11 protein-coding genes are annotated in these 15,905 nt (G+C 65.9%); 8 read left to right on the forward strand and 3 right to left on the reverse strand.

What is annotated here, in order from left to right:
• Positions 1-134 precede the first annotated feature (134 nt).
• Positions 135-917, reverse strand: coding sequence for a tryptophan 2,3-dioxygenase (locus J8F10_RS32335; protein ID WP_210660880.1), 783 nt, complete (start codon positions 915-917; stop codon positions 135-137).
• Between the two features lie 1,410 nt (positions 918-2,327).
• On the opposite strand from J8F10_RS32335, the gene J8F10_RS32340 reads away from it, so the two are divergent.
• From J8F10_RS32340 to J8F10_RS32355, 4 genes are all read left to right on the forward strand, one after another.
• Positions 2,328-3,194 (forward strand): M50 family metallopeptidase, encoded by an 867-nt coding sequence (locus tag J8F10_RS32340; protein WP_210660883.1) that lies wholly within the window; start codon positions 2,328-2,330, stop codon positions 3,192-3,194.
• Positions 3,195-3,418: 224 nt separating this feature from the next.
• Positions 3,419-4,252 (forward strand): MlaE family ABC transporter permease, encoded by an 834-nt coding sequence (locus J8F10_RS32345; RefSeq protein ID WP_210660885.1) that lies wholly within the window; start codon positions 3,419-3,421, stop codon positions 4,250-4,252.
• Between the two features lie 85 nt (positions 4,253-4,337).
• Positions 4,338-5,459, forward strand: coding sequence for a citrate/2-methylcitrate synthase (locus J8F10_RS32350; RefSeq protein WP_210660887.1), 1,122 nt, complete (start codon positions 4,338-4,340; stop codon positions 5,457-5,459).
• 271 nt (positions 5,460-5,730) lie between these two features.
• On the forward strand, positions 5,731-6,114 hold the full coding sequence (locus J8F10_RS32355) for an STAS domain-containing protein (protein ID WP_210660889.1): 384 nt from the start codon (positions 5,731-5,733) through the stop codon (positions 6,112-6,114).
• 251 nt (positions 6,115-6,365) lie between these two features.
• On the opposite strand, the gene J8F10_RS32360 is transcribed toward J8F10_RS32355, so the two are convergent.
• A complete protein-coding gene (locus J8F10_RS32360) occupies positions 6,366-8,072 on the reverse strand; it encodes a hypothetical protein (protein WP_210660892.1) in 1,707 nt (568 codons plus the stop codon).
• Positions 8,073-8,261: 189 nt separating this feature from the next.
• Here J8F10_RS32360 and J8F10_RS32365 point away from each other — a divergent pair, with 189 nt between their 5' ends.
• Together J8F10_RS32365 and J8F10_RS32370 are read left to right on the forward strand one after the other, a co-directional pair.
• Positions 8,262-11,270: an SMP-30/gluconolactonase/LRE family protein gene (locus J8F10_RS32365; protein ID WP_210660894.1), complete on the forward strand. Its 3,009-nt coding sequence runs from the start codon at positions 8,262-8,264 to the stop codon at positions 11,268-11,270.
• A 52-nt stretch (positions 11,271-11,322) separates the two neighbouring features.
• Entirely contained in the window at positions 11,323-11,481 is a 159-nt protein-coding gene (locus J8F10_RS32370) for a hypothetical protein (protein WP_210660895.1), read from the forward strand.
• A 746-nt stretch (positions 11,482-12,227) separates the two neighbouring features.
• On the opposite strand, the gene J8F10_RS32375 is transcribed toward J8F10_RS32370, so the two are convergent.
• A complete protein-coding gene (locus J8F10_RS32375; RefSeq protein WP_210660897.1) occupies positions 12,228-12,500 on the reverse strand; it encodes a hypothetical protein in 273 nt (90 codons plus the stop codon).
• Positions 12,501-12,780: 280 nt separating this feature from the next.
• On the opposite strand from J8F10_RS32375, the gene J8F10_RS32380 reads away from it, so the two are divergent.
• Positions 12,781-14,532, forward strand: coding sequence for a peptidase domain-containing ABC transporter (locus J8F10_RS32380; protein WP_315854198.1), 1,752 nt, complete (start codon positions 12,781-12,783; stop codon positions 14,530-14,532).
• Complete coding sequence (locus tag J8F10_RS32385) at positions 14,519-15,892, forward strand: HlyD family secretion protein (protein ID WP_210660899.1); 1,374 nt, start codon at positions 14,519-14,521, stop codon at positions 15,890-15,892. Before J8F10_RS32380 ends, J8F10_RS32385 begins: the two co-directional genes overlap by 14 nt.
• The last annotated feature ends 13 nt before the right edge of the window (positions 15,893-15,905 follow it).

Below are 15,905 nucleotides of genomic sequence, written 5' to 3' on the forward strand. Positions count from 1 at the left end.
GGCGGACCGGAGCGGGATCACTGACCCACCAAACCCACGGTGCCGTTTGTCTCTTCCATCACGGAACTGTGTTTTGATCCGCGTTTATCTGCGTTGATCCGCGGCCACTCTTCGTTCTCTTCTTCCTTACTCCTTTACAATCGGTGCCGGATCGCCCACAGGTCGGGGAACACGGGGTGGAACAGTGAGCGCTTCAGGAACTCCACGCCGAGCGAGCCGCCGGTGCCGCGCTTGCTCCCGATTGTGCGCTCCACCAACTTGATGTGCCGGTAGCGCCACTCCTGGAGCCCCTCGTCGAAATCGGTCATCAGCTCGAAGAGAATTTCGAGATCGGGCTGGCTCTTGTAGAGGCGCAGAATCCCTTCTTCCACCGCCTCGTCGGGCAGCGTCGGTTGGGTGCGGTCGCGCGCCGCGAGGTGCTCGGGAATCGCGACCCCGTGGTGCCCGAGGTACGTGTAGAACGCATCCACCACCGACGGCTCGTTGAGGCGCTTCACGAGTTGGTCGTAGCTCGCGGTGCCGGGCTTCTGGTGCTCGAGCATCTCGGCGCGCTTGTAGCCGAGCAGGAACTCCATTTCGCGGAACTGGCTCGACTGGAACCCGGACGCCTTATCGAGTCGGTCGCGGAAGCTGTTGAACGACATCGGCGTGAGCGTCTCGACGATGTCCACCTGCTCCACCGCGACCTTCATGATCGTGCGGGCGCGCTTGAACGTGCCGATCGCGGGGTAGGTGCGGCCCGCGACGAAGTCCGCCTTCACCTTGTCGAGTTCGTGTAGCAGGAGCTTGAACCACAGTTCATACGCCTGGTGAACGACGATGAACAGCAGTTCGTCGTGTTCGGCCGGGTCGGACCGCGGCTTCTGGAGCGCGAGCAGTTCCTCGACGTGCAGGTAGTCGGCGTAAGTGAGGTCCACGACAAACTCCCGTTGTGGCGACGGGGGTAACTTACGCGCGGCGCGGGCGTTCGCCTTTCCCCCGGGACCGCGGACGCCCCCACCATTGCGTCCGGCGCGATCGTCGCAACGGTGGTGGACGTAACTGGCATCCTGATCTTCTTTTCCGCCGCGTGGGTCATTCTGCTGCGAGGTTCTGACGAGCGGCTGAAACGGGAGTTTCAGTTAAACAGGCGATTGATTGCCACCCGCGCGGCTAACATTGGCTAACTTTTTTGCCCCCCCGCCCATTGTTAGCCAATTGCCACAAATACAAGAAGGCACAGTACAAAGGGCGTGCAGGGCACACGAGCGCACAGGGCTCCCGCCCTGTGCTACGTAAGACGGCCCCTCCGGGGCGAAGACCAACACCTCGGCGAAGACATCAACCTTCAATGCCTTTCCGCCCCGGAGGGGCCGGCGTTTGTAGCACAGGGCGGAAGCCCTGTGCATCTCCCACCCCGTGCGCCCTGAGCCTCCTTCTAATGGCAGAACTGGCTCGTGGGTGCGGGTTCGTGGACTTTTGGCGCGCGGTCCCACCTCGTTGTCCACCCTTGGCCATAGCGCAAATATGCGCTATGGCCAGCGCAAGTCCTTGTGGCGCAACGACCGGTCACACCGGCCACCCTGGTCACACCCTTTTGGAAATCTCTGGTGCGCACCGACCACCATTCCGGGAAACCCACTGGTCTGCTGATCGCGGGGAGCAAATACTGGGCGCGTGGTTCCCGGTGTTGCCCTCATTACAAGAGGAAAACACATGATTCGCGATTAAGCACATCTTGTCGAATTGGTACATATAAGAATGTTTGAGTTGACTGGAAGAAAAGTGACCCGAGTGGCCGGTTACCCATTTTCTATCGCGGTGTTTGCCGCCATAGAAAGGGTGTGACCAGGGTGGCCGGTGTGACCAGTCGTTGCGCCACAAGGACTTGCGCTGGCCATAGCGCAAATATGCGCTATGGCCAAGGGTGGACAACGAGGTGGAGCCGCGATCATCCGAAACTCAAAGTGGCCGCGCCAGTCGCAGTGCCCGGTGTGCTCTTTTGACACAGGAGGCTGTGCTAGTTAGGCGCTGCGGTCCCAGGAAGCACGCGGCGCGCCCGACACAGCGATCGGCACGGTCGGGTTTTGGGATCGGTCACGCACCGGTGGTGGCCGGCGGATGTTGCACGAGTGCCCCCTCCCCAGATTATACTCGACATGAGCGAATGTTCAAAAACTGCGATCCGTAAATTTACTGAGCTGAAAATTTGCTGGCCCTTAATTTGCAAATTACAATGTGAATGATTCGATCCTTCATCTTGATTCGAGAATCCAATTTCCCTTCCCTCCTATCGAATAATGACATGGGGTGGTGTGCAACCCGCCCCAGAAAGGGGAATCGCTCTGATGTTTAGCTCTTTGAAATTGGGCCGACTGTTCGGCATTGACCTATACGTTCACTCGACGTTCTGGCTGCTGCCCCTGTTCGTTTTGTTGTCCGGGGCCGGATCGAGCGCCGGGGAAGTCACGTCCGAAGTGCTGTTCGTGTTCGCGGTGTTCGCGTGCGTCGCGCTACACGAGTTCGGGCACGCGCTCGCGGCGGCCTCTTACGGCATCCGCACGCGGGACATCACGCTGTACCCGGTCGGCGGCGTCGCGTCGCTCGAAGGGATGCCGGAGAAACCGGGACAGGAGATCGTGGTCGCTCTCGCCGGTCCCGCGGTGAACGTCGTGATCGCGACCGGGTTGTTACTCGGGTTGTCCGCGGGCGGGCTGGCACTCCCGTGGGAGCGGATATCCGACCCGATCGAACTCTTTGTGAACCGACTGCTCCTCGCGAACGTGGCGCTGGTTCTGTTCAACCTGTTGCCGGCGTTCCCGATGGACGGAGGTCGCGTGCTGCGTGCTCTGCTCTCGACGCAGATGACGCGCCTGCGGGCCACCGAGATCGCGGTGACGGTCGGGACCGTGATTGCCGTGCTGTTCTTCGTTGGCAGTATCATGATCCCGCAGATCAGCCTGATGGCGGTTGCGGTCGTGGTGTGGCTGATGGGGCAGTCCGAACTCGCGTCCCTGCGGATGATCGCGGCGCAAAGGGAAGTAGAGCGCCGGGCGCGCTCGTTCTTCGGGGCACCCGAACCGGCCCCGGAGTACCCGCGGGACCCGAACGTCGATCTCGCGACGCGCCGGTTTACGGGCATCGCGTGGGACACGGCCCACGGGGTCTGGATTCAGTGGGTCAACGGCGTCCCGGTTCGGGCGCTGTCGCGATAAACCGCGTGCCCTCTCCGAATTCGGGGAGGGCACTTTGCTTTTCCCCGGACCGCGGGCGTCCCGCCCGCTCGGGTGCCTGGGTGTGGTGACTGAGGTTCGTTACACATTGGCCGTAGTGTTTGGCGCGCTCGCCTGGCACGGGAAGATGCGGGCGGGACGCCCGCGGTCCCAGGGGTTCCCCGATTGGCCTGCCCTTCGGCACATTCGCGCGGTACAACCGCGTCATGCCGACAGTCCGTCCCCCATCGACGTTCGCCTCCCGGCTGACCACCCCGTTCACGAACGCCATGATCGCGTTCGGGGACTGGTGGCTGTTCTCGCTGCGCGCCGCGACGGGCGTCCTGCGGCGCGCGTTCGGGCGCCGGGAGTTCCTGCGCCTCGCGGTCGAGGTCGGCACCAACAGCGTGGGCGTGGTCGCGATCACCGGCATGTTCATCGGCATGGTGCTCGCGGTGCAGGCCTACGGCCAGTTCCACGCGATCGGCCTGGAAACGTCGCTCGGCGCGGTCATTCACATTTCCGTGGTCCGGGAACTCGGGCCGGTGCTCGCGGCGGTGATGCTCGCCGGGCGCATCGGGTCCGCGATGGCGGCGGAACTCGCGACCATGCGCGTGACCGAGCAGCTCGACGCGCTCTCGTGCCTCGGCGTGGACCCGGTGAAGTACCTCGCCGGCCCGCGCCTGCTCGCGGCCCTCCTCTTATTACCCCTCCTCACGGTCCTCGCGGACGTAATGGGCCTGCTCGGTAGTTCCCTGATCTGCCTGCACGTGTACAACATCGATAGTTATCACTACTGGCGCCACACCCGCGAGTTCGTTAAAGTGTGGGACGTGATGGTGGGGCTGATGAAGGCGTTCGTGTTCGGCGGCGTGCTGTCGCTGATCGCGTGCCACCGCGGGTTCAACAGCCGGGCCGGGGCGGAGGGCGTCGGCCGGGCCGCGACCGAGGCGTTCGTCGTAGCGTTCGTCGCCATTCTGATGATCGACTTCGTGCTCGCGATGTTGGCCAACACCGTTTACGCTGTCTTGTGGCCGCCCACCACCGCAAAAGTTGTTTGAAACGAAGGCGCAGAACCTAACCTCCCCGCCCCCCTCTCAGTGAAGGGAAGGGGAGGTTCTGCGATAGGTTCCGCGAAAGGACAACATGACCACACCGGCCTACTCTCCCGGTCTCGAAGGCGTGCCCGCCGGCGAAACTGCCATCTGCACGGTCGCGGACGGCCTGAGCTACCGCGGCTACAGCGTCGGCGATCTCGCGGAAAACTGCTCGTTCGACGAGGTCGCATACCTCCTATTGCACGGCGAGCTGCCCTCGGCGGCGCGGCTGAAAGAGTTCCACGCGGGCGTGGCCGCCGCGCGAAGGCTTCCGCCGGCGCTAAAGGACCTGTTCGCCGCGCTGCCCAAGTGGACGACGCCGCTCGACGCGCTCCGCACCGCGGTCAGCGCGCTGGGGCACTTCGACCAGGACGCGGCCGACAACTCGCACGTCGCGAACCTGCGCAAGTCCGAACGGTTGTTGGCCCAGATCCCGGTCGCGATCGCGGACAATTACCGGATCACGAAGGGGTTGCCCGTCGTCCCCGCGCGCCAGGACTTGTCGCACGCGGCCAACTTCCTCTACATGCTCCGCGGGGAAGAGGCGTCACCGGCCGAGGTGAAGGCGCTGGACGTGTCGCTGATCCTCTACGCGGAGCACGAGTTCAACGCGAGCACGTTCGCGGCGCGCGTGATCGTGTCCACGCTCTCGGACCTGCACAGCGGCGTGACCGGGGCCATCGGCGCGCTAAAAGGCCCGCTCCACGGGGGCGCGAACGAGAAGGTGATGGACATCCTGCTCGCGGCCGGCGGCCCGGACCAGGCGGAAGCGTGGACGAAGGCCGCACTCGCGCGCAAGGAACGCATCATGGGCTTCGGGCACCGCGTGTATAAAGCCGGCGACGTGCGCGCGGGCATTCTGAAGAAGTACGCGGGCGCTGCGGCAGAAGGGGCCGGTGCGACGAAGTGGGAAGAAACGGCCGACATTATCGAGCGCGTGATGGCGGCCGAGAAGAACATGTTCCCGAACCTCGACTGGCCCGCGGGCCGGCTGTACCACGCGATGAAACTCGAGATCCCGCTGTACACGCCGATCTTCGCGATGTCGCGCATCACGGGGTGGGCGGCGCACGTCATCGAGCAACTCGACAACAACCGGCTCATCCGCCCGCGCGCGATCTACAAGGGACCGGCCCCGCGCACCGTGGCGCCGATGGCCGAACGCGGGTGACCGCGAGCGGGGGGCACATTCGGGTGGTAGTGCGGGCGTCCCGCCCGCTTGTGCGCCCGGGTGCGATGACCCGATGCGGTAACCCGTGGCCCGGGACGCACGGTGCGGCGCAGGCCGGACAACGAACGCGCATAATAAAGCGGCCCCCACTGGTGTTTGGGGGTATCCTAATCAAACACCCGCGCACCAGCCGCTTGATTCGACACTTGCTTGTGGCTAACGTGTGGGTGACCGGTGAACCCGGTTCCCCGTCCCCCCGAAGGTTCCTGACATGGCGTCCGACGCGAGCCTGGCCAACGAATTCTTCCAGGTCAAGCGGCACGGCGAGGTCGCCGTGATCGTCCCGTCGCCCCAAGTGGAAGATCTCCCCGAAACGCTCCTCCAGCCGGCCGCCGAGATGGTCCTCGCGCCGCTGAAGGAAGACCCGCCGAACAACATCATCGTGGACCTGTCCGCGGTCACGTACTTCGGCTCGGCGTTCATCACGTTCTTGTTGCGCTGCCACCACTTGTTGGCCTCGCGCGGGAGCGAGTTGGTGCTCGCCGGGGTGAACCCGAACATCCGCGAACTGCTGCGGATCACCAATCTGGAAATGTACTGGGCGCTCTACGACACCGCAGCGGAAGCGATCTCCGCCCTCGGCGGCAGCGATTGACCCGAGTCAAGAGCAGGGATTGTACCCCGCCGGCGTGTTTGTGCCCTCTCCCCTTGCGGGAGAGGGTGGCGAGGCTTTGCGAGCCGGGTGAGGGGTGGTCGCCATACCCAGGGAGCAACCCCTCACCCCGCCGCGAAGCGCGGCGACCCTCTCCCGCAAGGGGAGAGGGCAAAGGCCAAACACCGGCCGTCGCCACGTTCACAGTTCCTGAACAGAGGCCCGCCACAGAAAGCTATTAAACAGAGCCGGTCTCACTTCACGCGCTCGAACATCACCGCGCGCTTTCCGCGACTCACCTCGCGCCACTTCCCGGGCGCGCCGAGCAGGTACAGCTCGATCGGCGGCTTGTCCTGGGCCGGCGGGTTGGTCATCACGATCGCGCGCTCGAACTGGTACTTCGCGGCCCACCCTTCAAACACCAAGCCGAGTTCTTCGGGCGGCTTCCCGAGCGTGTCCGAATAGTTCTTGATCCACGAATCGCCGTACAACTCGCACCGGTCGTCCATGAAGATTTTCAGGTTCGGCGTGTGGTAGATGAGGTACCCGCCGAGGTTCGCATCATTGAAAATCGGCGTCCCCAGCGGCACGCGGGCCGCGTACTCGGTGACGTCCGTCGTCATGTCCGACGGGATAAAGTCCGGGTCGAGCCGCGCCCACCCGTGCCCGATTACCGGCACCTCGATCTGCTTCACTTGCAGCGTGAACGCGACCGCGACCAGCACCGCCGGAATCGCGAAGCCGGCCCACATGGGACTGCTGCGGTTCGCGACTTCGGCGGGGTTCTCGGCGTCCCACGCGGTCGAGCCGTCGCCGTGCTTAATGAGGAGCCGGTGCCAGATCGTGTGCTTCCACAAATCTGTGAGTGCGACCCCCGCGCACACCGCGAACAGCGGCCCCTGTCGGATGCCCTTGAAGCTCAGTGCGAACCACACGAGCGGAACGAGCCACGACACGCGGGGCACTTTCGGAAGCGTCCCCGCGAGCATCACGATGTAGAACGCGCCCAACCCGATCACCGCGAGCCCGAGCGCCGAGGACGGGTCCATCGGCATGTGTTCGTTGATGACTTCCGGTAGCACCTTCGACCCGACAATGCGCTGCCAGATGCGGATCATTTCCAGGCCGTGCGGGTTCACCAGCGGCGTCAGCCCGCACGCGATCACGATGCCCACGAGCAGGAACGCGGTCCGCCAGGACCGAATGGGGGAGCATGGCATCAGTTCGCGCGCGGTCACAATGGTACCAAGGAGTGCAGCGCGCCAGGAGCGAATAGGCGAACGGCCGGCGTGAGCCGGCTGGTGAGGGGTACGGGTGTCAGTTGGTGTGGATTTTTCACCAGCCGGCTCACGCCGGCCGTTCGCCAGAAATAGCAGCCCCCATCCCGCAACAGCCAGTCCCAGCGTCATCGTGCCACCGAGTACGCCGCCGTGGAGGTTCACCCACAGGACGTACAGCGGAATCAGCCCCGCGAGGCGCCAGGCCGTGCAGCGCTCGCGCTCGAAGTCGATGACGCACATCATCGTCCAGCCGAGGAACGCGATCGTGAACATGTGCGGGCGGACGAAGTAGTGGAACGCGCCGACGAACAGCACACCGCCCACGACCACGCCCGCGAGAATCGGTCCCATCCCGCCTTGCACCGCGCGCCGAAAGATGAGCGTGAACAGCAGCGCGACACCGGTCGCGAAACCGAGGAGCATTGCGTCGAACCCACCGACGCGGTGCGCGAGCGCCATCAGCACTTCCGCGCCCCACTGCTGCGGCACCCAGCGCTCGCCCTCGAACGTGTAGCTGAATGGGTCCGTTTGCGGCATCCCGCGGTCGAGGATGATCTCGCCCACCTTGACGTGCCACAGCGCACCGGGGTCGTAGAACCCGCGGTCGCGGAACGCGACCATCAGGCCCAGCCAGGTGAGCAGGAAGAACACCGTTTCGGGCCGAAACAATCGACGCAGCATGTGCGAGAGATTCCAGCGTGTGGAATGGTCCGCCACTAGCGTAGAACAGAATTCAGGCGGGAGTTGAGTTTCCAGGCGTACCCCGGAACTTCAGCGCCGGGTTTCCGGGCAACCAAAAACGTTGCACTCCCCGCTCCGCTGCGTCACACTGGCAACAACCCGCCCGGCCCGTATTCCCCGGTGATCTCAATGGCGCGCCTCGCTCCGCTCACGTTTCTCGCGTTGCTCATCGTCCTTCCCGCCCTCCCCGCAGTGGACGAGACCCCGGCCGGCAAGCAGTACCAGGCGTTCGTTCAGAGCCGGGCCGCGGAGCTGCGCAAAAACGACAAGGCGCCCGCGACCATCGGCGAGTGGGCGAAGCAGGAAGCCGAGTTGCGCAAGAACTTACTCGCCGCGTGGGGCGGTGAAGCGTGCTTCCCGCCCAAACCGTGTGACCTCAGCCCGCAGCAGCACGGCGAACCGCTCAAGCGCGACGGCTACACCGTCGAGAAGATCACGTTCCAAACGCGGCCCGGCGTCCGCATGACCGCGAACCTGTACGTGCCCGACGGCGCGAAGAAAAAGCCCGCCCCCGCGATCCTTCAAGTTCACGGGCACTGGAAGGGCGCGAAGCAAGACCCCGTGGTGCAGTCGCGCTGCATCGGCGCGGCGAAGCTCGGGTTCGTGGTGCTGTGCGTGGACGCATTCGGCGCCGGCGAGCGCGGCATCGGCCCGGCGCTCGGCGAGTACCACGGGGAGATGACGGCCGCGACGCTGCTCCCGCTCGGCACGCCGCTGTCCGGGCTGCAGGTGTACGAGAACACTCGGGCCGTCGACTACCTCGAAACGCGCCCCGAAGTGGACAAGACCAAGATCGGCATCACGGGCGCCAGCGGCGGCGGCAACCAGACCATGTACGCGGGCGCGTGGGACAAGCGGTTCAAGTGCGTCGTGCCGGTGTGCTCGGTCGGCAATTATCAGGCGTACCTGCGGGCCGCGTGCTGCATGTGCGAGGTGGTCCCCGGCGCGCTGAAGTTCACCGAAGAGTGGGCCGTGCTCGGGCTGGTCGCGCCCCGCGCGCTCATGGTGATTAACGCGACCCGGGACGCCGTCCAGTTCTCGGTGGACGAAGCGCGGAAGTCGATCGGGCTCGCGTACTCGGTGTTCAACCTGTACCGGAAGCCGGGCCAGCTCCGTCACGAGATTTTCGAGTCCCCGCACGACTACAGCAAGTCGATGCGCGAGGCGATGTACGGCTTCATGGTGCTCCACCTGAAGGGCGAAGGCGCGGGCGACCCGATCCCGGAGCCGAAGTTCGAGACGGAGAAGCCGGAGCATTTGCGGTGCTTCCCCGGCAACACGCGGCCGAATGATTTCATGACCATTCCGCTGTTCGCCGCGCAGGAGGGGAAGAAGCTGCGCGACGGGAAGGCCGTGCCGTACACGAAGGATGCGTGTGCTCAGGAAATTGACGCCCGCCGAACCGCCCTGGTGGAGAAGGCGCTGGCCGGCCGGCTCCCGAGCGGGCCGGTCGAAACCTGCTACGGCACGTTTAACCCGAATTTGCCTTACGTTTCAGAGCCCGGAGTCACGGCCGACGCGCAATACTTGGGAATGAGAAGCGGCCGCCCGCGTAACGCCCCCGCCGAGCGCCTCGTCGTGCTCGTGGCGCTCGGCGACGGCCCGCGCCCGTGGTCGCTGCTCGAAGCGCTGCAAACGGACGACAACCAGGTCGTCATCCTCCGCCCCCGCGCGCTCGGCGTCATCAACGACCAGATCGGCCGGGCGCCGGACCACAACACGGCCGAGTGGGGGCTCTGGATCGGCCGGCCGCTCCTCGGACAGTGGGTCGGCGACCTCCACCGGTTACTCGATTTGGCCGAACAAAAGTGGAGCGGCAAGCTCCCGAAAGAGGTCGTGGTGGCGGGCGAGGGGCCGGCCGGGTTGGTCGCGCTGTGTGCCGCCGCGACCGACACGCGCATCACCAAGGTTGCGGCCGTGAACACGCTCGCCAGCTTCGTAACGGACGAGCCGTACACCAACCAGCGCCTCGGCACGCTCGCGCCGGGCATCCTGCGCGACGTGGGGGACGTCGCGCACATCGCGGCGCTGTGCGCGGGTAAGCGCGTGGTGATCGCGGGCGGCGTTTCCGGTGGCGGGTTGCCACTCGCGGGCGACGAACTCGCCTCGGCTTACGAACCGGCCGCACGGGTGTTCAAGTTGCTCGGCAAGGAAAAGGATTTCGTTCTCACGACAACCGAGAACGTGGTCAAGAAGCTCGGGTTCACGGCGCTCGACGAGCCGATCTTCGAGCCCGGCGCCAAGCTCACAACGCTCGCCGGGGACGGCGCCGCGGGCGAGGGGCCGGCGTGGGACGCGAAGTTCGGCGTGTTCACGAGTGGTGAGAAGGGGATTCACCAGCTCACGCCAGAGGGCGAGAAGAAAATCTGGCGCGAGAAGGCCGGAACCAACGGGCTGCTCTTCGACCGCGAGGGCAAACTCGTGTGTTGCGAACCGGTGGCGCGCTCGGTTTCGCGCATTGATCGCGACGGCAAGCGAACGGTGCTCACCGATTCCTTCGGCGGCAAGAAGTACAACCAGCCCAACGACCTCACCATCGACTCGAAGGACCGCGTCTACTTCTCCGACCCGCGCTACGGCCCGCGCGACGACATGCAGCAGAAGGACGATAAGGGGAACACCATCGAGGGCGTGTACCGCATCGACACCGACGGCAAGGTGAGCCGCGTCATCGGGCGCGAAGTGGAGCGCGCCAACGGTGTGCTGGTTTCCGCCGACGACAAGTACCTCTTCGTCGCAGACAACAACAACGACAAGGACGGCGCGCGGAAGCTCTGGCGCTTTGAATTAAAGGCCGACGGCACCGTTGATCCCAAAAGTCAAAAACTCCTTCACGATTGGGGCAAGGGGCGCGGGCCGGACGGCTTGAAGCAGGACGCGAAAGGGCGGCTGTACGTCGCGGGGGGGCTGAACAAACCCAACCCGCCGGCCGAACCCGCGACCGACGTGAAGGGCGGCATTTACGTGATCGATCCCGAAACCGGGAACTTGCTCGCGTTCGTCGGCGTGCCGACCGACGAGGTGACGAACTGCGCGTTCGGCGGCGACGACCTGAAGACGCTCTACATCACCGGCGGCGGAACGCTTTACAGCATCAAGACGACCACCGCGGGCCGCGTGCTGTGGCCGAAGAAGTGAGTTCGGATTGGTCGGCCAGCCGCAAGATGTGAGCGCGGGTGATCGTCGGGCAGTGCTGGTCGCCGAACTGTGTCACGGGTTGACGGAGGAGCGGTTCGAGAGGTGCCTGACCACCGTCGACGGGGCCGTCCACCGTGCGCTGGTGGCGCGGCCGGAACTGACGCGGTGGCAACCGGAGCGGATCGCGGAAGTGGGGCTAATAGAGCCGTGAGGAACCTGGCGGGGGTCCGACTGCAAGCATTACGGTAATGGTGCCCCGCGCGTCCGTTAAGTAAGTATGCCGGCCAACTAGTAGACCGCCCACTTTGATTTGCAGGGTCTATTTCTCGGGGAATCAAGGATTTTTCGAGTCATCCAGCCCCGCAAATCAAAGTGGGCGGTCTACTAGTGTACTCTGCGTGAATGTATTTGATTTTTTTACGATTCAGGCACAAGGGGCGACAGAATCACCCTCGCCCATTGATTCAATGTCGAGAAACATTTTATGGATGATATGGATGAGCGGTGTGTGGCACACTCTCGAGGGCAGCGCGGACTCTCCACTATTGCAATCCTGTGTGGTAGTGCTTTTCTCGTGGGGTTCGGTTTTTTGGTTGGCCTTGTTTACTGCGAGCTTCGGCAATATCAGAGGCAATATGAGCGCGAACGGGAAATGATTGAGCCGTTTCTTACAACGGATGTGGCATTTAATAAAGTCCGCATATTGCGACAATCAGATGGAGGAGTGTATTTATTGGGTTCAGTTCCGACCGAAAATGATCGTACTCGGCTAAGAGACGGTCTTCGTCATCGAGTTGGTGATCGCCGGGCCAATGAAATAATGTCTGCGGTGGGAATTCCTCGCTAATCTGAACGTCGGTTGTTTTCGAGAATAATATTGCTGCACCAGGAGGCGATTCGTAAGACACGGGCGTGCTCTGTTAGGCCTCGTTTGCCGCACGGCTAATTGGCTCCCGCTCACTCCTTGTTGAGCAACAAATCTACCACCCAGCACCCACGGGCGTGAGGGCCGGGTCCGCGGCAGTGGCCCAACACGTCCTTACTGTCGCACCCGGCGTCCTGGAGCGCGTCCGCCAGGATCGGGAGCCGGTCGAAGGCCCCGCCGTCGTAAATCCCCTGCGCCAGCGCGACGACGGTGGACGTGAGCCACGCGGGGTCGAGGGCCACGGGCCGGAACGGGGTGAAGCCTGACGCGAAGGGGCGGCTGTATGTGGCCGGTGAGCTGAACAAGCCGAACCCGTGACCGACACCCCGGGCCGCGTGCTGTGGCCGAAGAATAACCAACCGAAATAAGGCACAACGAGCCGAGCCCACACGACCGGGCGCCCGGACGATCGGATTGAGGGCGCGGCGGTAGTCGGCGCTCTCGCCCGGTTGTCCGGGCGCCCGTACCCGTTCGCGCACGCGGCTCATAGATGAATGGGTGCGTGGCCCCCGAACGGTTAAAAGAACCGGGCGCGGGAGGAGAATTACTGAAGAGCCAACGGACCCGATGCACCGGAGCCCAACTGTGAGCGAACCGACCGCCGCTCTCGCCCCACCCCCGACCGACGCGCACGCCGCTCCCCCCCACGCCGACCCGCATGCCCACGCGCACCACCTGCCCCCGTTCCGCCGGCTGCTCGGGCTGCTCCGCCCGGAGGCCGGCGAGCTGTGGCTCGTGCTGCTGTTCGCGGTGTGCGTCGGCGCGCTGACGCTGGCCACCCCGGTCGTCGCGATGGCCGTGGTCAACACGGTCGCCCTCGGCACCCTGATCCAGCAACTCGTCGTGCTGTGCGTCGCGCTGTTCGTCGCGCTCTCCCTGGCCGCCGGGCTGATGATCCTCCAGACCGTCGTCGTGGAGTTCGTCCAGCGCCGGGTGTTCGTGCGGGTCGCGGCCGAACTCGCGTACCGGTTGCCGCGGGTCGATCTGAAGGCGTTCGACCGCCAAAACGGACCGGAGCTGGTCAACCGTTTCTTCGACGTGCTGACCGTGCAGAAGGCGTCGGCCACGCTCCTCCTGGACGGCATCACGCTCGCCCTCCAGGTGCTCATCGGCTTGCTGCTCCTCAGCTTCTACCACCGGTACCTGCTCGGCTTCGACCTCATCCTGATCGGCTCGCTCGCGTTCCTGTTCCTGGTGCTGGGCCGCGGCGCGGTGCGGTCGGCGGTGCGGGAGTCGGTGGCGAAGTACAAGGTCGCGGGGTGGATGGAGGAGGTGGCGCGGCACCCGGTCGCGTTCAAGACGGCCGGGGGGCCGTCGCTGGCGGCCGCGCGGACCGACGCCCTCACCCGCGAGTACCTCGAGGCCCGCGCCGCCCACTTCCGCGTGCTGATGCGGCAGATCGGGTTCGCGCTGTTCCTGCAGGTCGTCGCGAACGTCGCGCTGCTCGCCATCGGCGGCGCGCTGGTGATCCGCGGCGAGCTGACGCTGGGCGAACTGGTCGCGGCCGAGATCGTGGTGACGCTGGTGGTCGCGACGTTCACCAAGATCGGCAAGCAACTGGAAGCGTTTTACGACCTGCTCGCGGCAGTGGACAAGCTCGGCTACCTGCTCGACCTGCCGCTAGAGGAGGACGGCGCGGAGGCCGGGGGCGGGGCGGCCGGGGGCGGGGCGGCGGTGGTCGTGCGCGACGTGTCGTTCGCCTACGACCACCAGCGAAAGATGGCGCTGACCCGGCTGTCACTGGCGGTCGCCGCCGGCGAGCGGGTCGCGCTGGTCGGGCCGAACGGGGCCGGCAAGAGCACCCTCGCCGACCTCCTGTTCGCGCTCCGCACGCCCGACCGCGGGTGGATCGAACTGGACGGCGCGGACGTGCGCACGCTCCGCCTCGAAACGCTCCGCGAGCAGGTCGCGCTGGTCAAGGGCGTGGAGGTGATCGAGGGGACGGTGCTCGAGAACGTCCGCGTCGGCCGGGCGCACGTCACCCACGCGGACGCGCGCGACGCGCTCGGGCGCGTGGGCCTGCTCGAGACGGTCCTGGCGCTGCCGGGGGGCCTCGACACGGTGCTGTGGACCGGCGGCTCGCCGCTGTCGCTCGGCCAGGCGAACCGGCTGATGGTGGCCCGGGCGATCGTCGGGCGCCCGCGGCTCCTGGTCCTGGACGAGGCCCTCGACCACATGGACTCGGACATCCGCGAGACCGTGCTCCCGGCCGTTCTCGGCCCGGGCGCCGACTGGACGCTCGTCGTCGTCACCCACTCCGACGAGGTCGCGCGGCTGTGCGACCGCGTCGTTCAACTGGACCGGCCGTCTGGGGAGGTGCCACATGGGAACGCCTGAACCGTCCGCGCCCGCGCTCCCGGCGCTGGCGCTCGCCCGCACGCCCCGGCCCGTGCGGGTTCTGGCGTCCGCGCTGATCGCGTGCCTGCTATTGGCGGTCCCCGCGCTGGCCGTCAGCCCGTGGACGCAGACCGTTCACGGCACCGGCCGGGCGATCGCGTTCAACCCGGTGCAGCGCGCCCAGTTCGTGATCTCGCCCATTGAGGGGCGGGTGCAGAAGTGGCACGTGGTCGAGGGCGACCGCGTTAAGGCCGGGCAACTGCTGGTCGAACTGGTGGACAACGACCCGATGATTATGGAGCGGCTGCGCGAGCAGGAGACGCTCGCGCTCCAGCGGCTCGCGCTGGCCGACGGCCGCGTCCTCGACCAGCAGAACCGGCTCGAGTTCGTCAAGGGCGAGCGCGAGGTGCTGCTGGCCGAGGCCGGGTACCGCGTCGAGCAGTCGGAGGCGCAGGTGCTCGTCGTCAAGCAGGAGGTCCAGCAGGCGGTCTTCAACCTCCGGCGCGAGGAGCTGGCCTACGAGCGGCTGAGCAAGTTGAGCAAGAGCGCCGTCGGCCAAGTGGTGTCCGGCGACGCGGTGGAAGAGGCCGAGCGGAAGCGCGACCTCGCCAAGGCCCAGGTGCCGCTGGTGGAGGCGCGGCTGAAGCTGGCCGAGCGGTCGCTCGACGGGGCGAAGGCGCAGCGCGGCGCGACCGACAAGCGCACGAGCGGCCTGATCCAAACGGAGGAGGCCGCGGTGAAGAGCGCCAAGAGCGAGCAGGCCTCGGTCCGGCAGCAGTACAACGCGATCCGCACGCAGGTCGAGCGGCAGGCGAACCAGCAGATCCGCGCCGCGGTGGACGGGGTCATATTCCGCGTCCTGGCGAACGCGGAAGCCGGGGGGCAGTTGGTACGGCCGGGCGAGCGGCTCGCGGTCCTGGTGCCCGACATCAAGGCCGTGGCGCCCGCCTTGACGGGCGACTACCACCCCGGTATCGTCGCCGAACTCACGATCGACGGGAACGACCTCCCCCTGGTGCGCGTCGGCGACCGCGTCCTCCTCCAGTTCGAGGGGTGGGCGGCGGTGCAGTTCGCGGCGTACCCGGAGGCGGCCGCCGGCACGTTCGAGGGCCGCGTGTACCTCGTGGACCCGACCGCCGACGGCGCGGGCGGGGGGTTCCGCGTGCTCGTCGAGCCGGCCCCGGGGGCGGCCTGGCCGGACGAGCAGTTCCTGCGCCAGGGGGTCCGCGCGCAGGGGTGGATCGTGCTCAAGGAAGTGAAACTCGGGTACGAGGTGTGGCGGCTGCTGAACGGCTTCCCGCCGGTGCGCGAGGTGAAGGACAAGCCGCAGCGCCGGCCGCTCGGCCCGGTGACGAAATAGGCCACGGGCGGGT

The organism is Gemmata palustris (assembly GCF_017939745.1).
Lineage (GTDB): Bacteria > Planctomycetota > Planctomycetia > Gemmatales > Gemmataceae > Gemmata > Gemmata palustris.

Excerpts from the sequence above, each read along its gene's own strand:
- J8F10_RS32350 (WP_210660887.1), top strand. The coding sequence starts at position 4,338 with ATGACCACACCGGCCTACTCTCCCGGTCTCGAAGGCGTGCCCGCCGGC.
- J8F10_RS32345 (WP_210660885.1), top strand. The coding sequence starts at position 3,419 with ATGCCGACAGTCCGTCCCCCATCGACGTTCGCCTCCCGGCTGACCACC.
- J8F10_RS32340 (WP_210660883.1), top strand. The coding sequence starts at position 2,328 with ATGTTTAGCTCTTTGAAATTGGGCCGACTGTTCGGCATTGACCTATAC.
- J8F10_RS32355 (WP_210660889.1), top strand. The coding sequence starts at position 5,731 with ATGGCGTCCGACGCGAGCCTGGCCAACGAATTCTTCCAGGTCAAGCGG.
- J8F10_RS32365 (WP_210660894.1), top strand. The coding sequence starts at position 8,262 with ATGGCGCGCCTCGCTCCGCTCACGTTTCTCGCGTTGCTCATCGTCCTT.
- J8F10_RS32360 (WP_210660892.1), bottom strand. The coding sequence starts at position 8,072 with ATGCTGCGTCGATTGTTTCGGCCCGAAACGGTGTTCTTCCTGCTCACC.
- J8F10_RS32385 (WP_210660899.1), top strand. The coding sequence starts at position 14,519 with ATGGGAACGCCTGAACCGTCCGCGCCCGCGCTCCCGGCGCTGGCGCTC.